Origin of the sequence: Corynebacterium sp. HMSC06C06 (assembly GCF_001807295.1) — a bacterium.
GTDB lineage: Bacteria > Actinomycetota > Actinomycetes > Mycobacteriales > Mycobacteriaceae > Corynebacterium > Corynebacterium striatum.
Genome location: NZ_KV788458.1, coordinates 15,151 through 35,278, shown reverse-complemented (window position 1 = coordinate 35,278; position 20,128 = coordinate 15,151). Strand labels below are relative to the sequence as shown.

The following is a 20,128-nucleotide window of genomic DNA, read 5'->3' as shown; positions in this document are numbered from 1 at the left end:
GTTTTTTCATGGAGAGACAGTCTGGTTCGGGTTCTTTTCTTATTTGGTTTTAGTACCAAGTCCACTTGGCATGATGGGTAATCCCACCGGATGTTACGGAAGTAACAGTGGTTGTAAAGCTCAAAGCCTTTTAGCCCTAGCCTGGAGAGCCGGATTAACCCTAGCCTGTAGAGCCGGACTTTTGCACGTAATAAGAGCTGACTACTAGACAGCTTGGTACGCAACCGCCTATTTTTATTCGTGCCAATTTTCAAAAAGACTGCAGGCACGCCACTTTTAAAAGTACTATTTAATAAGTTACTCTTCCCCGAAAAATGGACAGCTTGGTACATTTCATCGCAGGCAAAATCCGTTGACCAGTAAGGGAGGTGAACATGACTCCGCGTCTATCCGCTTCAGCACCACTAGACCAATTCAGTGAAGTATCTGTTAAGCCGCGCCAAAGGACCGCGCTCTCTTTCGAGGTGATTCCACCGCGCAACGACGCTGATGCGAGCACTACCGCCGAGCTCCTGCGGGTGTTGCAGGGGTACAACCCGGACTACATTGCGGTGACGAGCTCACAGCGCTCCGGATGGCTGGAAGGCACCGCGGCATTCATCGAACAAATCTCACGCACCACGTCCATGCGCCCGCTTGCTCACCTCGCCTGCACGGCTGGCACGCGGGAGGAGCTCATCGGCTGGATCGATGCGCTTGTCGACGCCGGCGTGCGCGGCCTGCTCGCCCTTCGCGGCGACCTGCCCGAAGGCGGCATGCCGGCGCACTATCTGCAGCATGCCGACGAGCTGGTCCGGCTCATCCGCCACCGCGAGGCGGGCCAAGCCGCACGTTTCGCCGCAGGCAGCCTCGCGGTGGGGGTGGCTTGCTATCCCAACGGCCACGCGGAGTCCGCGAACCTCGACGAGGACTTCGACGTTCTGCTCGCCAAACAGCGGCTCGGCGCGGACTTTGCCATCACCCAGCTTTTCTTCGACGCCGAAGACTACGCCCGCTTTGCCCAACGCGCCCGGCTGGCCGGCGTGCGTATTCCGCTCATCCCGGGAATCATGCCGATGACCAGCGTGGCCCGGCTCGAGCGAATGGCCAAGCTGTCCGGGTTGCAGGTCCCACCCCGTGTGCGGGCCGCACTCGCGGCAGTATCGACCCCAGATGAAGAACATGAAATCGGAATGGAACTCACCGCCGAGCTGACTCGAAGCGTACTGCGCTCAGGGGCAGACGGCCTCCATATCTATACCCACAACAACCCTCACATCACTCAAGACCTTTTGAATCGAATTGGAGTACACCCATGAACGCACCATTTCCTAAGGCCACCATCGAAGGCTACCCACGCGTCGGCGCGAACCGCGAGCTCAAGCGCGCACTAGAGGCCTACTGGTCCGGCAAGATCGACGCCGAGACCTTTGAGTCGGCAGCGCACTCGCTGCGTCTTGACACTTATGCGCGCCTGCGCGACCTCGGGCTTAACGAGGACTACGCCATCCCAGCAGACGTGGCTTATTACGACCACGTCCTCGAGACCGCGCTGACCGTTGGCGCGGTGCAGGGAGAGACCCTCGATGACGAGTTCCGTCTGGCCCGTGGCAATGCCGACTCCGCGCCTCTCGAAATGACTAAGTGGTTCGACACCAATTACCACTACATCGTCCCGGAGATCGCCGATGACCAGACGTTTAACGCCCGCCCGCAGCGCGTTCTCAAGATCGTGGAAGAAGCTCGCAATGCCGGCTACGCCGTGCGTCCCGTGCTCGTGGGTCCGGTGACCTTGCTGGCTTTGTCCAAGCAGGCAGACGGATCGAGCACGCAGCCGCTCGAGCACCTTGATGCCGTGGTCGATTCCTATATATCTGTCCTCGAGCAGCTCCACGCCGCCGGGGTGGAGTGGGTACAGCTCAACGAGCCCGCGCTGGTCGCGGATCTTGCCGCGGCTGACGACGCAGCCCTTGCCCAGGCACTCCTGAGCGCTTACCGTCGTATCCTCGCGGCGGAAAAGCGCCCGCAGGTTTACCTGACCACGCCTTATGGCTCGGTGCGCAAGGGTCTGGACGCCATCAACGAGCTGCAGCCGGAGGCGGTGCAGGTGGATCTTTCCGTGGGCACCCTCGCGCTGGATCCGAGCTACCTGGAGCGCGTGGCTGGACTGAAATCCCACCTCAGCGCCGGACTGGTTGACGGCCGCAACGTCTGGGCGGCAAATCTGCGTGACCTGCGAGCCAAGCTGGAGACCCTTCCGGGCGCATCGGTAACCACCTCGGTCTCGCTGCAGCACGTTCCGCATACCGTGGAAGCAGAGACTTCGCTTCCCATTGACGTGGCCAACTGGTTCTCCTTCGCCAATGAAAAGGTGCGCGAGGTCGTCGCCCTGAGCTCCGGCCCGCTTGCAGCACCGGAGGCGTATGCCCAGGCCGACCGTGCAGTGCGCACCCGAGCCGAGTCGGCCCGTACCCACAACGAGGCGGTGCAAAACCGCACCGCGCAGTTGCCGGAGGGCGAGGTGCAGCGGCAGCCGCTGTTCGCCGAGCGCAATGAAGCGCAAAAAGCTCTTGGCCTGCCGCTGCTGCCGAGCACGACCATCGGTTCCTTCCCACAAACGCAGGAGATTCGTGCGGCACGTGCGGCTCACCGCAAGGGCACGCTTTCCGACGCCGCCTACGTCGACGCCCTGCGCGACGAGGTCAAGCAGGTCATCGAGCTGCAAGAACGCCTGGGCTTGGACGTGCTGGTGCACGGCGAGGCAGAGCGCAACGACATGGTGCAGTACTTCGCCGAGCTGCTCGACGGCTTCGTGGTCACCGAGAACGGCTGGGTCCAGTCTTATGGCTCCCGCTGCACCCGCCCGCCAATCGTGGTGGGCGACATCTCCCGCCCGCAAGCGATGACGGTGGAGTGGGCACGCTATGCGCAGTCCCTGTCCGAGAAGCACGTCAAGGGAATGCTCACCGGTCCAGTAACCATCCTTGCGTGGTCCTTCGTGCGCGATGACGTTAACCAGTCCGTCTCCGCGGATCAGCTGGGTGTGGCTCTCGCCGACGAGGTGCGTGATCTCGAAGAGGCTGGCATCGACATCATCCAGATTGACGAGCCCGCCCTGCGTGAACTGCTGCCACTGCGAGAGCAGGATCGCAAGGCCTACTTGGACTGGGCGGTGCGTTCCTTCCGACTCGTTGCTTTGGAGGCAAAGCCCACGACGCAGATTCACACGCACCTGTGTTACTCAGAGTTCGGCCAAATCATCGATGCGGTCGCTGGCCTTGACGCCGATGTCACCTCCATCGAGGCGGCGCGTTCCCGCATGGAGCTCCTCGAAGACATCGACGACAAGTTCCACTCCGAGATCGGCCCAGGCATCTATGACATTCACTCGCCGCGCATCCCATCCGTGGCGGAGATGGCAGAGCTCATCCGCGCGGCCCTGCGCAACGTTCCAGTCGAGCGCCTATGGATCAACCCGGACTGCGGCCTGAAGACCCGCGGCTACGACGAGACCGAGGCCTCGTTGCGCAACATGGTCTTGGCCCGCGAAGAGGTGCTCAGCTCACTCGTTCCCGCCTAGAAGCTCAGCTCGTCCAAGCTCGAAATCTCGCCCGAGCCGTCGCGTTGCAGGTACACCGCCTGCAGCCCGGCGGCGCGGGCGCCTTCGACGTCGTTAGCCAGGGAATCGCCCACCATGAGCGTGTGCGCAGGCTCGCTTCTCAGCACGCGGCAACCCTCGTGGTAAGCCGCAGCCTGCGGTTTGGGAATGCCCAAATCTACGGCGGCAATCAGTTGCACTTCCGGAAGATTAAGTCCGCCCGCGCGGAGCTTGCCCTCCTGCATCTCACGGGCACCATTGGTGAGAATCCCAACGTTTAGCCCAGCCGCCAGTGCGCGGCGCAACGCAGGTAGAGCATCCGGAAATGCCCGCCAATTGCGCTGATATGCAGCCAGGTAGCCGTCGTAGGCGGCGAGGGAGGCGGCGTCGTCAAGCGTCTGCCCCAGAAACTCGCGGCAGCGTTCAATGCGTTGCCCCTGGTGCGTGACCTCTCCACGCTCATAAGCACTGAACCATTTGCGCTCGAGGGCGGAGAAACGCGCGTGCTGGCCCTGCGCAACGCCTAGCTCTGCACACCATTCATCCAACGCGGCGTGCATGGCGGAGGTGTGGTCCATGAGGGTGTCGTCGAGGTCGAAGAGCACGGCGCGAATCATGGGGATAAGCATAGTGATCGCTTAGGGCGTTATGTCATTTGCGGCGCGCGAGCAAGAAATTCCATACAATGGTCAGCATGACTCAGAAGACCGCAACTGCAACGATGCACACCAATCACGGTGATATCGTTATCGACCTTTTCGGTAACCATGCACCGGTAACTGTGGAGAACTTCGTCGGCCTGGCCAAGGGCGAGAAGGACTACTCCACCCAGAACGCAAAGGGCGAGCAGTCCGGCCCGTTCTACGATGGCGCAATTTTCCACCGCATCATCGACAACTTCATGATCCAGGGCGGCGACCCAACCGGTACCGGCCGTGGCGGCCCTGGCTACCAGTTCCAAGACGAGTTCCACCCAGAGCTGCAGTTCGACCGTCCGTTCCTGCTGGCCATGGCTAATGCCGGCCCAGGCACCAACGGTTCCCAGTTCTTCATCACGGTGGCTCCGACTCCGCACCTGAACAACCACCACACCATCTTCGGTGAGGTCACGGACCCGGCTTCCCAGGATGTCGTTTCCAAGATTGCCAAGGTTGCAACTGACCGCATGGACCGTCCGCGTGAGGACGTCATCATCGAGTCCATCGAGATTGCATAAGAGCTCCTGCGTTGAGCCCACCGCCACTTTTTAGTGGTGGTGGGCTCCTTCCAGTTTTGGGGGAAAGTTGAAGAACTACATCAAACAAGCGCCCGTCACCGCAGCAATCGTAGCGGTGTGCTTTCTGGCTTGGGCAGTGACAGCTATCCAGTCCCGCTCTCTTTCAGGGTCCTACTATGACTCTTCTTTGGCTTATGCGTGGACTCTGTGGGGGCCAGAGTTTGCCGCCGCCCCGGCCACGGCCATCACGGCCGGCTTCATGCACATCGACGTCGGGCATCTGACACTCAACATGTGCCTTCTCGTCTTTATCGGGCGCGAGATCGAGCAGGCACTTGGGCATGCGCTTTATGCGGCGAGCTATGTGGTCTCCGTCTTGGGCGCCTCCGCGGCTGTGCTGTGGATGGACTACGACGCGCCGACTGTGGGGGCGTCGGGCGCGCTTTATGCCTTGCTGGCGATGCTGGTGGGTGTTTACCGCAGCCGAGGAATGGATCTGCGCGCGCCCATCTTCTTGGTGCTCGCAAATGTGGTTTACACGTTCATCATGAGTGGCGTCTCCTTGTGGGGACACCTGGGTGGGCTTTTAATCGGCATTGTGCTGACTCTGTTCCTGTTTTCGCGCCGGAAGGCTGTGCACTGGATTGGAGTTGCTGCAGTGTTCGGGGTTGTCGGCGTGTTGTTGGCCTTGAGAGCTGGGCTTTGGGGATAACTCCGGCGAGTTATTCACCAAAACGCTTGTGCGAAAGAATTTCACAGTAGTTATCCACAATGTGGATAACTACATTTTTGTAATTTACCGAACGCATGGCCGGAGTTTTGCCTGATAACGCAGGCAAGAAGACTTACATCCTTGTAATTTAGCCCTTGTGGAAGTGGGTGAAAACAGTTATCCACAGGCTGTGGAAGAAACCTGGGGAATTTGATTTTCACAGAGTTATCCCCAGCCTGTGGATAACTTTCCTCCCATCTTGTTGGCAACTCGGGAAAAGGGGGCAGAAGCGGGTGTGTACGAAAGGACATTTTCGAGTGTTTCTCGAATGGCAATTAGCTGGGAAAAGCCTGTAAAGATCCAGCTCAAGGGGCAATTATCCGAAAGTATCTGAGGTATTGAAGGATGCGATGGTGGCCGCCTAGCGTCATGTGAGTAGTTCACAGCGCGTGGAGGGAGAGACCGTGCCGCTGTGAACCTCAAACTGCAAAAAATAGTGAATAAAAGGAAACGTAGCGATGCGCATTCCCCGCCTCCATCTCAGCTACTACGTAGCAGCCGCCGCGCTGTCTGCGGCAAGCCTCGTTGCCCCTGCTGCGGCGCACGCAGAGATCCCCGCCATGCCACAGGGCTATCCGATTGAGAATCTCTACCAGGAGTGCAGCCCAGCAGAAGCTACTGCAGCGGGTTATCCGGATTGGCATTTTGGTGAAACTGGCCGCCGTTACCTTTCGGATGGCACCATCCAGTTCACCAACACCACCAAGCAGACGGTTCCGTACACCGCCACCATCGAATCCGGCACCAATCACGAGATCGAAGCAAACTCTGCCGCCAAGTGGCCTTCCAACTGGAACACCACCGCAAAGACAGACATCGGTCTGACTCTGTCTAACGGCTGGATAGAGGGGGAAACCATCGGGCCCATCAAGCTTGCGCCTGGCGATTCCTTCCGCGTGGAATACGGCACCGTGGAAAAAGACTTCATTTCCATGTTCGTGGACTGTAAGGATGGCATCTATACCAATATCCCAGGTGCAAATGTCATCAGAGGTACCGCACCGGCCGAGCGTTATGCCTGGGCAACCGTAATCCACGCCGACGGCACCGTTGATGACCAAGCGCTTGAGATTCCTTCCCGCGCGCCGGGTGCGAACAGCAAGGTTGTTGATGGTGGCTACAATGCCGTCTCCGGCCCAAGCCTGGAGAAGATTGCCGATGAAAAGCAGGACCATGTGGTCAAACCTGCTACCGAACTGCAGCGCGAGAATTGGCCGCGCAAAGGCGAAGAGTGCACCGCTGGCGATATGCAGTGGTACCCGAACGCTATTGAGGGCGTAGCTCCTACCTTCCGAAAGCCGGGCTATTCCCAGGACTTCATGAACTGGACTGAGGCTGACTACACCTATCGTGGCATCACCGACCACCTGGTGGGCGCGCAGTACAACGGCCAGATGAACTGGCTGGGCAATAAAGGCCGCCTGCCGGAGGGCTGGCTCGGCTCCATCGGTGCCGCACAGCGTGCCTACATGCCGGTGGGTACCGCATTGGCGCCACTCGACCTTAAGCCAGGTGAGCGCGCACGCATCGAGTACGGCACCACCATGATGCGCGTGAACTACAGCGAGCTGCACTGTGGCCGCGACGGTAAGTACAGCCTCGTTCACGACTTCAAGCAGGCCTCCGCGCCGGCAGGTTTCTGGGCAGAAGCCACCGTCACTGGCAAGGATGGCTCGACCCGCAAGGTTGACGTCACCCCAGATGAGTGGCGTGACCTACCAGTTGCGACCCAGACCGCTTATTAACACCACGACACTGCCTACCAACCCCACTGTTTTTCTCACTAAATAGGAGTACATCATGCGCTTTAACCGCACTCTCGCCCTGGCAGCATCCGCAATTGCTGCAACTTCCATCGCCGCTGCACCAGCAATGGCACTGCCTGCCGTCAACCATGGCGCTGCTAACCCGACCACCATCGGTGAAAAGTGCGTCAACCCAGGCGATACCGGCCAGACCGTTGAGATTGTCCGCACCTACTTTGATGGTTCCGCAGGCACCTGGACCGTCTCCAATTACAACGCTGAACCGCTGCCACTGACTCGTTCCATCAAGGAGACCAAGACCAAGACCTGGAATGTTTCCGCAGGCGTTGACTTCGACATCCTGAAGCTGGTCAACATCAAGTTCAGCGCGGGCTACACCGATTCCCAGACCTACGAAGTAGGAGAGACCGTCGGTCCGTACAACGTTGCTCCAGGCAAGACCGCCGTCATGCGTGCGGGCTGGGTTGTCTCCGACTTTGCAGGTGAGAAGACCGTGTGTGGCCAGGACGGAACCTGGCAGGGTACCGGCGAGACCTTCACCGCATCTCTGCCAGCAGAGCGCCACGTTGAGGTTTCTACTCGCGACAACATGAAGTTCAACTAGGGGAGGCAACTGTGCGCAAGTTTGCACGCATCGCCGCAGCATTGCTGGTGGCAGTAAGCGCGGCCACTCCGGCTGCGCAGGCTGTCGACGGCGCGGCTTCCTACCGCCTGCCGCAGCGCTGGAACGATGACTACAAGCCGGGCACGCACTGTGCAACACCGGGCGCACAGGGCACCTATGTCACGGCGGAGCGCATGTGGTTTAAGCAGACTGACGCTGCCAGCGTGGCTAATCGCAACGACTACACTGTTCCAGTTAGCCACACCGTGACTGATAAGCGTACGCAGACCACAGAGGTCAGCGTTTCGGTGAAGCCAATCGGTGACATTGAAAAGCACATGTCGAACGCGTTTGGCTTTAACTTCGTCCACCAGATCCATTGGAGCCTCGGTCAAAAGATTGGCCCCTACGATTTGGAAGCTAATCAGCAAGGCAAGCTCGTGTGGGGCTTTATGATGCTCGACGCGGATTCGCAGGATGTGCGTTGTTCCGAGGATCAGCAGTGGGTAGAAAAGGGCGCGCCGTACTTTGTCAGCGCACCGTACTCGCGCTATTCGGAGCTACGCATTGACGACGCCCCGGTGTATTAAGCCGTGCTTTAGCCTCAGTGCCTAGCTACCTGCCCCGCCTAAAATCTTGGTTACAAGATTTAGGCGGGTGCTTGCGTTAAAGGTGACGATGAGGCTGGAGACGTGTTTTTTCACCGAAGATTCGGAGATCTCCAGCGCTGCTGCGATCTCGGAATTCGAATTGCCCTGTAGCAGCAGCTTCAGCACGTTGATCTCGCCGTTGCTCAGCGAATGCGATTCGATGGCAGCGGCGACTGGGTCTTTACGAGGAGCATCGCCGATGTATCCCACCAGGCGGTGCATCGCTACTGGCGCTACAACGGTTCCGCCGTGGATTGCCTCCCGGACAGCATCGATGATGGATTGGGGTCGCTGATTTTTCAGAATGTAACCAGCACCGCCCTCTTGCAGGATCTTGAGCATGGTGTCATCCGAATCAAAGGATGTCACTGCCAAGAACACAGGCGGGGAGGGGTACTGCTTGATGCGGCGCAGCAAGGTGATGCCGTCCATCGTGGGCATGTGTATATCTGCCAGGACGATGTCAACATCAACTTGTTCCAGCATTGAGAGGCATTCTGCGCCATTGGCTGCCTCAGCTACCACCGAGATGTCATCGGTGGTTTCGAAATAAAGTCGTAGCGATGAGCGGACCAGCGGGTCATCATCAACGAGGAAGACTCGAATGGACATCGAGGTTTACTTGCGGTACTTTGCGCACCACCAACGCTGCGGGCTGGTGGAGCAGCGGAAGAGGTTGGCAGCGTCTTCCGCCATGGAGGTGTAGTAGGTGAAGCCACCGGTGTAGGCGGTCTCGTTGGTGGTTTCAGTTTGAGTGGCAGACTCAGCGGAGCTGGAAGAACCGAAAGAAGAAGCAGCGCTAGCAAATGGGGTGCTCGTCAAGCAAAGGACCGCACCGGCTGCGGCTGCAACGGAACGAAAACGCATGTAGATACTCCTATTGGGACGGGAAATAAAGACGATGGGCCTTAGCCTACTACAAGGTAAGTTTATCTGCGCACCATACTTGAAAGCGGGATGTATAGCGTGCTAATCCACATTCCGTTTTTAGGTCCGCTGCTAAAAGTGCCGTTGGCTGCTGCGACACGTTTTTGAATTTCGGAAATGCCCAATCCGGTGGTTATGTGTTGATCGGCCTGTGCTTTGGCGATGACAGAGCGAATTTGGATATCGATGCCGCGGTGGTTGCGTTTGAACACGATGGCAATTTGTGAGTCTGCAGCGGTGTATTTGATGAGGTTTGCACAGAGCTCTGAAAAGACCAAATGCAGGTCATTGGGCAGCGCCATGGTTCGCGCTAGTTTTCCGAGTCTGCCTTCCACGGTGCAATCAAACCCATGGCTGTGCAGGAAGGACTGCATCTCTTCGAGCTCTTCAGCAGCGGTTGAACGTGCTTTCTTGAGCAGAGGTTCGTCTTCGTTCTTCATCAGGCGGAGTAGATCGCGGACTTCACCCATGGCCTTGCGTGCGTCGTCGGCGATAGCTGCGGAGTTTTCTTTTAGTTTTGGGTCGGTGCCCATGAGTCCGAGAGTCTCCGAGCGCATGACCACCGAGGTTAATGTGGTGGCCACTGAATCATGCAAGGTGGTCATCAGCGCGTGCCGGTATTCCTGGCTACGCTGTTCAGCCGCTTGCTGGCGCTGACGTGCCTTCTTTAGCGAGACACCAACGATGATTCCCGCGACATTGAAGGCAGCCACTAACAAGAAGCTAAAGAGATCCAGCGAAGCCAGCACGCCTTGGGTTGGATCGACAATTGAGAGTAGGACCAATACGAGCCCGGGGATAACGGCGTGAGTCCACGGGCGTCGGTAGGAAATAAGTCCTACGATCACTGCACTCCATGCTAGAAGCAAAAGGGAGCGCCATTCGGGATGCCATCCACAAATAGCAAAAAGCACGCTATATGCCGCAGCCGCCCACAGCGGGTGGTTCATACCGAGCGGGGTAAGAGCCACGCCGAGGGCCGCTAGCAATAGCGCGCCAGGGGAGAGGAATTGCGGATCGGTGGCCACGGTCAGCATCACCACGATGATGCAGCCGACGCCAGCGAAACGATAGAACCTCGTAGAGTTCACGGTCTGGGGATGAAGTCTAGCGCCAGCCCATGGTCATCAGGAGGCCGATGATGGCTAGGCCGAAACCGATGCCGTAGTTCCAGGCGCCGAGCTCCTGCATGAACGGGATGGACTCGCCAGCCAGGTAGTTAACCACGAGCCATAGCAGGCCGATGACCATCAGGCCCAGCATGATGGCGATGTACCACTTCGGCGTGCCCTCGGAATTGATCTTGACCGGAGTGCGGTTGGCCGCAGAGCTAGAGGACTGCGGAACGCCCGAGCTCTGGGTGATCTTTGACTTTGGCATTGCTAAACCTTCAACTTTTCTTTAGGCATTCTTTTTAACGGTTACTTTAGCAGGCGAAATTCGTCTGCTACTAGCGTGGGAGCAGCGCCGAGGCGTTGAACTCCCAAACGCGGAGCTCCACGGTTGCGTTCTTGCGGATGAGGTCGCCCGGGTTAACGGAGGCCCAGCCGACGCGGCCGTTATCCACCAGCGCACCGGTAGGAACAACGGGGCCGGTACGCACGCTACCCTGCCAGCCGGCAGAGCGCAGCGCGGATTCAGCCTCAGAAGGCGTCTTGTGCAACAGGTCCGGTGCCGTAATGAGCATGCCATTGGAGACCTCAATCGTGACGGTCTCACCCTTCGCCAGTTTCCTGCCTTGGTTGCTCACCGACACCACCCGGTCTTCCGGCTCCTGCGAGTCAACGACGTTCACGTTGACCTTGAAGCCAACGGACTCCAGCATGCTGACAGCGCGTGCTTGTGGCATGCCGGTGACGTCTGGAACCTGAGCTTCTTCCTTGCCCTTAGACACGGTGACCTTAACCTTTGAGCCCTTGGAAAGCTGCGAGCCGCCGGCTGGGTTCTGCGAGACGATCTGACCAGCCGGCGCGTCGTCGTTGGTCTCCTCGATCTTGTCGTTGAGGGAAAGACCGGCGTCGGAAAGCGCCTTGCCTGCCTCTTCCAACGTCATTCCGGAGAGATCCGGGACATCAGTGATCTCGTCGCCCGAGGAAACGGTCAGCGTCACAGAAGAGCCTTTTTGCAACTCAGAGCCCGGAGCCGGATTGATGCGAATGACCTTGTTGCGGTCAATGTCGGGATTAGCCTCTTCATTGACAGTGACCAAAAGGCCCATCTTCTCAAGTTCTGCCACAACCTCATTGCGCGGACGCTTTTCCACCTTCGGCACCACGACCATGTTGGCGCGCGCCGCAGCGTCTTCGCGTTGCTGTTGTTCGATGCGGCTTTCCTCGCGGGAGGACTGCCAGAAGTCCCAGGCAAAATAGCCCATGATGGCAACCAAAAGACCCGCTAGGAACAAAGCGAGCCATTTCAACCCGTTGCCGCCCTCGTCATCCTCAGAAGGGCGCGTGGATTTTACCGGCGCGCGGTGCTGGCCAACCGACGCATCCGCGACCGGCGCGACCATGGCCGTGGGGTGCTCTTCTACAGTGACGTGCCCGCGGGCAGCTTCGGTGAGTTGGCCATTGCCCATCCGCCTTAGGTCCTCGCCCATCTCCCACGCAGATTGGTAGCGATCCGCTGGGTGCTTGGCCATAGCGGTCAAGATGACGGCATCGATGTTGAGACGTTGCGTATCGGTTAGATGCTGCAGGTCCACGTACTGGGTTGGTGGAACTGGGTCCTCTTGGACGTGCTGGTAGGCCACCGCGAATGGTGTCTCGCCTTCGAAAGGAGTGCGGCCGGTGACCGCCTCGTACATGACACAGCCCAAGGCATAAACGTCGGAGCGGGCATCGGCAGGTTTGCCACGGGCCTGTTCCGGGGAAAGATACTGGGCAGTGCCGATGACGGCAGAGGTCTGCGTCATGGCTGAGGTGGAGTCATCCAGAGCGCGGGCGATGCCGAAGTCCATCACCTTTACCTGGCCGGTGCCAGTCAGCATGATGTTTGCCGGCTTGATATCGCGGTGGATGATTCCCGCCTCGTGGGAGGCTTGCAATGCGTCGGCGACAGGCGCCAGAATCTGTGCAGCTTCCTGCGAAGGGAGCGGACCATCTTCGCGCACGATATCGCGCAGAGTACGTCCGTTGACCAGCTCCATCACGATATAAGGGATGGTCAGGCCGTTGACGTCCTTCTCGCCGGTGTCAAACACCGACACGATGTTCGGGTGATTGAGTCTGCTGGAGTTTTGCGCCTCGCGGCGGAAGCGCTCACGAAAGTTGACGTCGCGCGCCATCTCAGGGCGCAGCATTTTTACAGCAACCGTGCGTCCCAGAACTGTGTCTTCAGCCTCGTAGACCTCAGACATGCCGCCAGATCCGATGACGTGGCGGAGGTGGTAGCGGTCATTGCCCATGTTCTAGGCACCATCCTGGGGTAGTAGTTTCTCAAAGGGGTTTTCAGGCTGCGAGTTTACTTCGGAATTAGTAGTTGGCTGTTCATTGACCTCCGTCTCCTGCTCTTCTGTGGCGGGAATTTCCTGTTCGGTGGAAGGCTCAACTGGCTGTACGGGCGTTGGAGTCTGTTGCTGTGAGGTTTTCGGCTCCACCGAGTGCGTGGTTGTTACTGTCACTTCTTCCGGAGTATCCTCCGTGGATTCTTCGGGCGTGATGACTTCAGTGGTGACAGGGCCACGGTATTCCGTCACCACGATGGACTCAGGGGTGCGGGATGTTTCTTCAGATTCTCCAGTGCCTTTGAAGAAGTTGGCGGCGAAAAATCCCAGCGCCACGAGCGCCGCAATGGCCGCGGCGATGAGCAGGCCGACGCCAAAGCCGGAGCTCTCCTCGCTTTTTTGCTGGTGTTTGGCCGCTGGGCGTGGGGTGTCTTTGACCGGCGCGTACTCAGGAGTAGCGGTCTTCGGGTTGGCCACGCTGGCCAGCAATTCCGTCGATGCGGACGGGGAAGGCTCAGCAGCGAGCGGCGCGAGCGCAGCAGACTTGGGCTGCGGCGGACGCTGGCCGTTACGCACCGCGGAGATGGCGTTGGTGAACTCGTTGCCATCGGCAAAACGGGTGGTGGGATCCTTACGGAGCGAAATTCCGATGAGCTCACGAGCAGGTGCGCTAATCGACGTCGAGAGCGCCTCCGGCGCCTGGCTGATGTGGGCAAGCGCCACGGAGACCGAGGAGTCGCCGCTAAACGGGCGCTTGCCAGCCAGCATTTCATAACCGACAACGCCGAGGGAGTAGACGTCGGAAGCCGGCGTCACGTCGAGGCCCTGTGCCTGCTCCGGGGAGACGTATTGGGCGGTGCCCACCACCATGCCCGTGCGGGTCAGCGGAACAGCGGCTGCGGCTTTCGCGATGCCGAAGTCGGTGATCTTGACCTGTCCATTTTGGGTGATCATGAGATTGCCGGGCTTGATGTCGCGGTGCACCAGGCCCATTCGGTGAATGACAGAAAGTCCGTGTGCTGCCTGCTCCATGACGTCGAGCGCTAGGGGCTCAGGCAAAGCGCCCTCGCGCGCCAGGAGATCCGCCAAAGACTCACCGCGCACGTATTCCAAAGCCATAAAGCAGAACGTACGGCCGTTGTCCTCTAGCTCACGGTAGTCATAGGTGGCCACAACGTTCTCAGAGGAGATGGACTCGGCTGACTCGGCCTCGTTCCGGAATCGGCTCAAGAACTCATCGTTGTCCGAGAACTCTGGCCGCAGAACCTTGAGGGCAACCTCGCGGTCGCCACGGACGTCGTCAGCGAGCCACACAGTAGACATGCCGCCGTGGCCGATAATCCACTGCAGCTGGTAGTCGTCGCCGATGAGATGCTGGAGATGCTCTCTGTTATCCGCATTGCTCATTACTACTGACCTCCATATGCGCGCAGAATTGCGCGCCCGATTGGGGCGGATACTTGTCCACCGGTGGCGCTCTCCCCAAGGTTGCCACCGTCTTTGACCACTACCGCGACAGCGATGTCTCGGTCTGGGTCAAAAGCCACGTACCACACGTGTGGCGCGAGGCCCTCGCCGTGCTCGGCCGTACCGGTCTTCGAGGCAAAAGTGTTGCCGTCATAGCCGTACGTCGAACGCTCCGAGCTGAGCATCAAGTCCTTGATCGTGTTCGCAACGTCTTCCTTTACCGCTTCCTTGGCTTGGCGCGGCTGGGTGGCACGGATTTCGTTCATCTGCGCATCTGTGATGCGGTTGACCAAGTAGGGCTGCATGCGCTTGCCCTTGTTGGCCACGGTTCCGGCCATGATTGCCGCCTGCAAAGCAGACATGGTGACGTCACGCTGGCCGATGGCGGACTGGGCGACCTGCGCGCCGTCGCTAAGCTCGCCCAAGTTACCTGGGGAGGTGTCGACGCCCAAGTTGTAGTTCTCGCCTACGCCGAAAGCGTCTGCGTACTTGCGTAGCTCGTCGGCACCGATGGATTCGGACATCTGCACGAAGGCAGTGTTACAGGACAACGCGAAGGCGGTCTGCAGGGTCACCGTCTGGGACCCGCCGCACATCTGATTACCGTAGTTGGTCAACTCGGTGACCGTGTCAGGCAGGACGATGGAGTTCGCGCCGGTTAGCGAAGAACTCGGGGTGAAACCGTTGTTGAGCCCGGCCGCGGTGGTGATGATCTTGAAAATCGAGCCCGGTGGCAAGGTGTCCTGCGTGGCGTGGTTGAGAAGCGGCGCTCCCGCCTGCTCCTGCAGTGCGGTCCAGGTGTCGTCGGCGTTGTCACCCAGCAGGTCATTTGTGTTGTAGCTCGGTGAGGAAGCCATGGCCAGGATCTTGCCGGTGGAAGGCTGGATCGCCACCGCGGCGCCATTGTAGCCAGGGCCGGTGAGCTGGTCATAAGCAGCCTGCTGAAGGGCAGGATCGATGGTTACCTCGACGTTGGCGCCTACCTTTTCCTTGCCGGAGATGGTGTCGAGCCAGTTCTGGGCAAGCAGCGAATCGTCAGTGCCGTTGAGGATGTCATTCTGGGAAGCCTCCAGCTGGGAAGCACCAAACTGCGTCGATAAGTAGCCTGTGATGTTGGAAAAGGCCGGGGAGTCAGTGGGGTAGGAACGCGAGTAATTGCCCTCGGAGTCCGCAGTGGACTTAGCCAAGACGGTGTCCCCTGCGAAAATCTGGCCGCGTGGGGTGGACTGCATGGCGTAGTAGCCACGCATGTTTCTCGGGTTATGCGCGTACTTGTCGTCTGAAAATGCCTGCACCACAGTGAGGTTGATCAACAGAACTGCGGTCAGAAGGACGGCGAAGAGAGAGACGAGGCGGATCGACTTATTCATCGGGTTGCCTCCTGTACAGCGGGGAGCATGGATGTGTCGCTCGGCGCGTTGCTGGTGGTCTCACGCGCCGGGCGGCGAGCTGCATTAGAGATCCGCAGCAGGATTGCCAGGAGCATGTAGTTGGCCATCAGCGAGGAACCGCCGGCGGACATGAATGGGGTGGTCAGGCCGGTCATCGGCAGCATTGCAGAAATGCCGCCAGTGACCACGAAGACCTGCACGGCCAGCGTCAAGGACAGGCCGGATGCCACGAGCTTGCCGTAGGAATCGCGGGACTTCAGTGCGGTGTTGAAGCCGCGGGAGATCAGCATGGCGAACATGATGAGCACGGCTGCCAAGCCTATGAGGCCGAACTCCTCACCGATTCCGGCGAGGATGAAGTCGGAGTGCGCGACCGGCACGATCTCTGGGTGGCCCTGGCCCAAGCCGGTGCCAGAGATGCCGCCCGAGGACATGCCGAACAATGCCTGGGATAACTGGTATCCGCCGTTGTCATAGTTGCCGAGCGGGTCCAGGAAGTTGGAAAAGCGCAGCTGAATCTTCGACGAGATCTGGTAAATGCCGAAGCCGCCAACACCCACGAGGAGCAAGCCAATGAGCAGCCAGCTGACACGGCCCGTGGCCATAAATAGCATGCCCAAGACCGTGGAGAACAGCAGCAGCGCTGGGCCAAAGTCATTGGAGATGCCCATGATGACGATCGCGATGCCCCAAATCACCAGAATCGGTGCGAGGTCGCGTAGACGCGGCAGGGAAAGCCCCAAGAACTTGTAGCCGGCTACCGTGAACAGCGAACGCTTCTGGGTCAGCAGCATGGCGAAGAACAAGATCAGCATGATCTTGGAGAACTCACCCGGCTGGATGGAGAAAGGTCCAAGCCACAGCCAGATACGGGCCTCAACTCCTGGGGGCTGCGGCCATACCAGCGGCAGTGCCAGAAGGACCAGGCCAGCTGCACCCAGGATGTAGGAATAGCGAGTCAGCGAACGGTGATCTCGCAAAACCACCAGCACCAAGACGAATAGGATGAGACCGACGATGGTCCACATCACCTGGCGGGTTGCCAGGCCACCATCATTGGCGAGGTCCAAGCGCGCCAGCATAATGAGGCCCGTGCCGTTGAGCAGCGAGACTATAGGCAGCATCAGCTGATCGGAGTGCGGCGCCAAGAAACACAGCGCTAAGTGCGCGACAGTGAACACGCCGATGAATCCACCGATGAGGTAAAGGACATCCACGGTGAGGATGTTGCCCTGGGAAAGCTCCAGGCTTACGAGGGTGATGGCAAAGACGAGGGTTGCCAGGATCAGCAGCCCGAGCTCCGTGCCACGGGAAAAAACCTTCTTCACTTAACTCACCTCCCGGCAAGTAACTCCTGGTTTCGCGGCTTTGTTTTCTAACTTCTTGTCCGTTTTTCCGCTGGGCGCGGTGATGCAAGGCTTGAGTGCCTTGGAGGACAAGGTCGACAGTTGGGTCTGAACCTCCGCATAGGTACCGGAGGGCAGGTTTCCAACCGCAGCGCGCTCGGAATCTGGAAGGTCGCTCACCTTGAACGCGGAGAAGTCTCCCTCGCAGGGCGCGGAGCCCAGACGCAAAGTATTTGCCTTATCGATGCACGCATTTTGGTACTGGTGTTGCAGCGAGCGGCCGAAGATGGAGAAGTCCACGCCTTGGTGGATCGTTATCACTTCCTCTTCGCCGATGGCTACGTAGAAGTTGTTCGAAATCTCGTTCTTGGTCCACAATCCACCGCCGATGACGAGCACAAGCACAGCCACGAGTGCGCCGATGATCTTCCAGCCCACCTTTTTCTTGGGACTGTGAGGCTCCTCGGACTCTTCATCTTCTTCTGCGGCCTGCCGGGACGCAGCAATGCTTGGCGACGCCTCCCGCGGGCGCGTCAGCGCCGCCGCCCGACTCGCAGCGGAGTCGGGGTGAGTAGGTTCTGGGACAACGCCGGCGATCGCGCCGACGGTGACAGGCGAGCTGTCGCCCTTGCCCTCAACCACTTCCGCCAGGACGATGGTCACGTTGTCCGGACCGCCGGAGCGCAGGGCGAGATCGCGGAGGGTTACCGCAGCGTCGTCAAGCGTGCCCTGGCCCAGCGCCAACTCAATGGTGGAGGCTGTGACGGGATCGGACAAGCCGTCGGAGCACAGCAGCAGGCGGTCTCCGACCTTGGCGTCCAGCATGAACAAGGTGGGTTCCACCGGGCGGCCGGTATAGGCCTTGAGGATGAGCGACTTCTGCGGGTGTGAAGAGACGTCAGCTGGGTCGAGGCGACCCTCATCCACCAGGGACTGCACATAGGTGTCGTCCTTGGTGATCTGCGTCAACTTGCCCGCGCGCAGGCGGTAACCACGGGAGTCACCGACGTGGCAGACACCAAACTCGGAACCGTTGAACATCATCGCGGTCAGCGTGGTGCCCATGCCCTCGGTCTCTGGGTGCTGCTCGACGTGCGCTGCGATGGACGCGTTTGCATCCTCAGCTGCGGCGCCCAGGAGGGCGAGCATGTCGTTGTCCTCGGGGTCTTGCTCGAGGTGTTCCAAGTGCTCGACCATGAGCTTGGATGCGACCTCGCCTGCGGCGTGGCCTCCCATGCCGTCAGCCAAAAGCAAAAGATGGGGACCGGCGTGCGCGCTGTCCTCATTGTTTTGGCGTACTAGGCCGCGGTCAGTAATCGCGGTGAATTTTAGGCTCAATGTCATGCCATCAACCTCACGGTCGTGCGGCCAAGTTTGATGTCGCTGCCAACGCCAACTCGTTCCGGCTGGTCAATGCGAACGCCACCGACGAAGGTGCCGTTGCGGGATTCAAGGTCTTCAATAAACCATTCGCTGCCGCGGCGGAAAAGCCGGGCGTGATGACCGGAAGAAAAGTCATCACCTGTGACAAAGTCACAGTCTTGGGCGCGGCCCATAGTGCATTCCTCGAGGGTGCCCAACTGCATGTGGGAGCCGCGTAGCGGACCATCCACGATGTTGATCTGCTTAGGAACTTCGCGGCGCCGCGGGGAAGACTTAGTTTGCGCTGAGGGCTGATACACGCCGGCAGCCTTGTTGGCGTCTCGGCGCATCGCATTCAAGGCCACCAGGATGAAAAGCCACAACAGTGCGAGCAGGCCGATGCGCAGAGCTAACAAAACGACCGAATCCATGGTGACCTCCTTTCTCTCGAGCTTGTATTAGTAGTTTTTGTTTGGCTGTGTACCGGTGATACGAACCTCGATGTGGGAATGGCCCATGGTGATGACGTCACCGTCTGCCAGGAGCCAGTTATCGATTGGGGTTTCGTTCACGGTGGTGCCGTTGGTGGACTGTAGGTCTACCAGGATGGCGTCTTGGCCGTTCCAGGTAATTTCAGCATGCTGACGGGACACGCCGGTGTCTGGCAGGCGAAGGTCGGCGTCGTTGCTGCGGCCGATGATGTTGGAACCTTCCTGCACGTGGTACACGCGGGAGGAACCGTCCTGCAGCATGAGGTTGACAGCTGGGCCATGTGGCTGCGGCTGCTCCGGCTGCTGGTTCTGTGCCAAAAAAGCGGTGGTTGCGGCCTCATCTGCATTATTGGGGTTAGTCATATGGTCCTCCTGACCATCGTCTTCGTGGAAGATTGCGTCGAAACCGGTTTCCTCAGTGGGCTCGTGATCGATGAACGAGGACACGCGGAGCTGTCCTGTACGCAATCCCGATTCCTCCGCGATGCGCACGATGACCGGGCCGGCGAAGGCCCAGCCGTGGTTCCTGACAAAGCGGGTGAGTTGCTCGGCGAAATCCGCAGGAAGATCTCTGTTTTGAGAGAGGTTCTCCAAATCCTTGGAGGACACGCCTACGGTCATAACGTTGGGGCTGTAGAGATTAGCATCGTCTCCGCGTGCGAGATTGTCCTGCGCTTCTTGCTTGAGGAGCTCTTCAATCTCAGCAGGGACGACCTTGCCTCCGAAGACAAAGGCCATGCCGTTGTCTAAGCCTCGCTGCATGGCGGAATCCAGCTTCGCGAGCCTTTCAAGTAATGCCACGTGCTGTCCTCCTTTTCTATAGCAGCGCTAATTATAGGGTGCTTACCCCTTCTAAACGTAGCCGTACAGGCCAAAGTTCCCAGGTTTATCCGGGACTTTTCCTCAGAAAAGTTTGGCTTTGCCAGCGGATTTGTTATCAATACGCTGCTACATGCTAATGTTAGTTGGTCGCCAAGACATTTAGGTACCCAGCCCGGGTGGCGGAATTGGCAGACGCGCTGGCTTCAGGTGCCAGTGTCCTTATAGGACGTGCGGGTTCAAGTCCCGCCCCGGGCACGCTGAGCAGTTGAACAAACTGCACCACCGGAAGTAA

The 20,128-nt window shown here is 59.1% G+C and carries 19 protein-coding genes and 1 tRNA gene; 8 read left to right on the top strand and 12 right to left on the bottom strand.

Annotated elements, in window-relative coordinates:
* Positions 1 to 374 precede the first annotated feature (374 nt).
* Entirely contained in the window at positions 375 to 1,298 is a 924-nt protein-coding gene (locus tag HMPREF3153_RS00515) for a methylenetetrahydrofolate reductase (protein ID WP_070419733.1), read from the top strand.
* Positions 1,295 to 3,559, top strand: a complete 2,265-nt coding sequence (gene metE, locus HMPREF3153_RS00510; protein WP_070419732.1) for a 5-methyltetrahydropteroyltriglutamate--homocysteine S-methyltransferase — start codon at positions 1,295 to 1,297, stop codon at positions 3,557 to 3,559. Before HMPREF3153_RS00515 ends, metE begins: the two co-directional genes overlap by 4 nt.
* Here the strand turns inward: metE and HMPREF3153_RS00505 are convergent.
* Positions 3,556 to 4,194: an HAD family hydrolase gene (locus tag HMPREF3153_RS00505; protein WP_070419776.1), complete on the bottom strand. Its 639-nt coding sequence runs from the start codon at positions 4,192 to 4,194 to the stop codon at positions 3,556 to 3,558. The two genes, metE and HMPREF3153_RS00505, sit on opposite strands and share 4 nt — an antisense overlap.
* A 68-nt stretch (positions 4,195 to 4,262) precedes the next feature.
* Here HMPREF3153_RS00505 and HMPREF3153_RS00500 point away from each other — a divergent pair, with 68 nt between their 5' ends.
* From HMPREF3153_RS00500 to HMPREF3153_RS00480, 5 genes are all read left to right on the top strand, one after another.
* A complete protein-coding gene (locus HMPREF3153_RS00500) occupies positions 4,263 to 4,793 on the top strand; it encodes a peptidylprolyl isomerase (RefSeq protein ID WP_070419731.1) in 531 nt (176 codons plus the stop codon).
* Positions 4,794 to 4,860: 67 nt separating this feature from the next.
* A complete protein-coding gene (locus tag HMPREF3153_RS00495; protein ID WP_046646011.1) occupies positions 4,861 to 5,505 on the top strand; it encodes a rhomboid family intramembrane serine protease in 645 nt (214 codons plus the stop codon).
* 518 nt (positions 5,506 to 6,023) lie between these two features.
* Positions 6,024 to 7,310 carry a hypothetical protein gene (locus HMPREF3153_RS00490; RefSeq protein ID WP_070419730.1) on the top strand — a complete coding sequence of 429 codons (1,287 nt, stop codon included), beginning with the start codon at positions 6,024 to 6,026 and terminating at the stop codon, positions 7,308 to 7,310.
* A 55-nt stretch (positions 7,311 to 7,365) separates the two neighbouring features.
* Positions 7,366 to 7,935, top strand: coding sequence for a hypothetical protein (locus tag HMPREF3153_RS00485; RefSeq protein ID WP_005530640.1), 570 nt, complete (start codon positions 7,366 to 7,368; stop codon positions 7,933 to 7,935).
* A gap of 11 nt (positions 7,936 to 7,946) precedes the next feature.
* Positions 7,947 to 8,525, top strand: coding sequence for a hypothetical protein (locus tag HMPREF3153_RS00480; protein WP_070419729.1), 579 nt, complete (start codon positions 7,947 to 7,949; stop codon positions 8,523 to 8,525).
* A 21-nt stretch (positions 8,526 to 8,546) separates the two neighbouring features.
* Here HMPREF3153_RS00480 and HMPREF3153_RS00475 read toward each other — a convergent pair whose 3' ends face one another.
* The 11 genes from HMPREF3153_RS00475 to HMPREF3153_RS00425 all read right to left on the bottom strand — a co-directional run bounded on the left by HMPREF3153_RS00475 (position 8,547) and on the right by HMPREF3153_RS00425 (position 19,815).
* Positions 8,547 to 9,197, bottom strand: coding sequence for a response regulator (locus HMPREF3153_RS00475; RefSeq protein ID WP_005530637.1), 651 nt, complete (start codon positions 9,195 to 9,197; stop codon positions 8,547 to 8,549).
* A 6-nt stretch (positions 9,198 to 9,203) separates the two neighbouring features.
* Positions 9,204 to 9,452 carry a hypothetical protein gene (locus HMPREF3153_RS00470; protein ID WP_005530634.1) on the bottom strand — a complete coding sequence of 83 codons (249 nt, stop codon included), beginning with the start codon at positions 9,450 to 9,452 and terminating at the stop codon, positions 9,204 to 9,206.
* 62 nt (positions 9,453 to 9,514) lie between these two features.
* The gene (locus HMPREF3153_RS00465) at positions 9,515 to 10,603 is read right to left on the bottom strand and encodes a sensor histidine kinase (protein WP_049062933.1); all 1,089 of its coding nucleotides are present in this window, start codon (positions 10,601 to 10,603) and stop codon (positions 9,515 to 9,517) included.
* A gap of 16 nt (positions 10,604 to 10,619) precedes the next feature.
* Positions 10,620 to 10,892, bottom strand: coding sequence for a cell division protein CrgA (gene crgA / locus HMPREF3153_RS00460; protein ID WP_005530630.1), 273 nt, complete (start codon positions 10,890 to 10,892; stop codon positions 10,620 to 10,622).
* Positions 10,893 to 10,962: 70 nt separating this feature from the next.
* Entirely contained in the window at positions 10,963 to 12,918 is a 1,956-nt protein-coding gene (gene pknB / locus HMPREF3153_RS00455) for a Stk1 family PASTA domain-containing Ser/Thr kinase (RefSeq protein WP_046646645.1), read from the bottom strand.
* Between the two features lie 3 nt (positions 12,919 to 12,921).
* Positions 12,922 to 14,364, bottom strand: coding sequence for a serine/threonine-protein kinase (locus HMPREF3153_RS00450; protein ID WP_070419728.1), 1,443 nt, complete (start codon positions 14,362 to 14,364; stop codon positions 12,922 to 12,924).
* Positions 14,365 to 14,366: 2 nt separating this feature from the next.
* Positions 14,367 to 15,794 carry a penicillin-binding transpeptidase domain-containing protein gene (locus HMPREF3153_RS00445; RefSeq protein ID WP_070419727.1) on the bottom strand — a complete coding sequence of 476 codons (1,428 nt, stop codon included), beginning with the start codon at positions 15,792 to 15,794 and terminating at the stop codon, positions 14,367 to 14,369.
* Entirely contained in the window at positions 15,791 to 17,143 is a 1,353-nt protein-coding gene (locus tag HMPREF3153_RS00440; protein ID WP_070419726.1) for an FtsW/RodA/SpoVE family cell cycle protein, read from the bottom strand. Before HMPREF3153_RS00440 ends, HMPREF3153_RS00445 begins: the two co-directional genes overlap by 4 nt.
* Positions 17,144 to 18,505, bottom strand: coding sequence for a PP2C family protein-serine/threonine phosphatase (locus tag HMPREF3153_RS00435; protein WP_046646654.1), 1,362 nt, complete (start codon positions 18,503 to 18,505; stop codon positions 17,144 to 17,146).
* The gene (locus tag HMPREF3153_RS00430; protein WP_005530622.1) at positions 18,502 to 18,954 is read right to left on the bottom strand and encodes an FHA domain-containing protein FhaB/FipA; all 453 of its coding nucleotides are present in this window, start codon (positions 18,952 to 18,954) and stop codon (positions 18,502 to 18,504) included. The genes HMPREF3153_RS00435 and HMPREF3153_RS00430 overlap by 4 nt, the downstream gene beginning before the upstream one ends.
* Before the next feature lie 27 nt (positions 18,955 to 18,981).
* Entirely contained in the window at positions 18,982 to 19,815 is an 834-nt protein-coding gene (locus HMPREF3153_RS00425) for a DUF3662 and FHA domain-containing protein (RefSeq protein WP_046646656.1), read from the bottom strand.
* A 191-nt stretch (positions 19,816 to 20,006) separates the two neighbouring features.
* Here HMPREF3153_RS00425 and HMPREF3153_RS00420 point away from each other — a divergent pair.
* A tRNA-Leu gene (locus tag HMPREF3153_RS00420) sits at positions 20,007 to 20,091 on the top strand.
* Positions 20,092 to 20,128 lie beyond the last annotated feature (37 nt).

What these genes read in the sequence shown, in the direction of transcription:
- HMPREF3153_RS00515 (WP_070419733.1), top strand. Translation starts at nt 375, where the DNA reads ATGACTCCGCGTCTATCCGCTTCAGCACCACTAGACCAATTCAGTGAA.
- metE (WP_070419732.1), top strand. Translation starts at nt 1,295, where the DNA reads ATGAACGCACCATTTCCTAAGGCCACCATCGAAGGCTACCCACGCGTC.
- HMPREF3153_RS00505 (WP_070419776.1), bottom strand. Translation starts at nt 4,194, where the DNA reads ATGATTCGCGCCGTGCTCTTCGACCTCGACGACACCCTCATGGACCAC.
- HMPREF3153_RS00500 (WP_070419731.1), top strand. Translation starts at nt 4,263, where the DNA reads ATGGTCAGCATGACTCAGAAGACCGCAACTGCAACGATGCACACCAAT.
- HMPREF3153_RS00490 (WP_070419730.1), top strand. Translation starts at nt 6,024, where the DNA reads ATGCGCATTCCCCGCCTCCATCTCAGCTACTACGTAGCAGCCGCCGCG.
- HMPREF3153_RS00485 (WP_005530640.1), top strand. Translation starts at nt 7,366, where the DNA reads ATGCGCTTTAACCGCACTCTCGCCCTGGCAGCATCCGCAATTGCTGCA.
- HMPREF3153_RS00475 (WP_005530637.1), bottom strand. Translation starts at nt 9,197, where the DNA reads ATGTCCATTCGAGTCTTCCTCGTTGATGATGACCCGCTGGTCCGCTCA.
- HMPREF3153_RS00470 (WP_005530634.1), bottom strand. Translation starts at nt 9,452, where the DNA reads ATGCGTTTTCGTTCCGTTGCAGCCGCAGCCGGTGCGGTCCTTTGCTTG.
- crgA (WP_005530630.1), bottom strand. Translation starts at nt 10,892, where the DNA reads ATGCCAAAGTCAAAGATCACCCAGAGCTCGGGCGTTCCGCAGTCCTCT.
- pknB (WP_046646645.1), bottom strand. Translation starts at nt 12,918, where the DNA reads ATGGGCAATGACCGCTACCACCTCCGCCACGTCATCGGATCTGGCGGC.
- HMPREF3153_RS00450 (WP_070419728.1), bottom strand. Translation starts at nt 14,364, where the DNA reads ATGAGCAATGCGGATAACAGAGAGCATCTCCAGCATCTCATCGGCGAC.
- HMPREF3153_RS00445 (WP_070419727.1), bottom strand. Translation starts at nt 15,794, where the DNA reads ATGAATAAGTCGATCCGCCTCGTCTCTCTCTTCGCCGTCCTTCTGACC.
- HMPREF3153_RS00435 (WP_046646654.1), bottom strand. Translation starts at nt 18,505, where the DNA reads ATGACATTGAGCCTAAAATTCACCGCGATTACTGACCGCGGCCTAGTA.
- HMPREF3153_RS00430 (WP_005530622.1), bottom strand. Translation starts at nt 18,954, where the DNA reads ATGGATTCGGTCGTTTTGTTAGCTCTGCGCATCGGCCTGCTCGCACTG.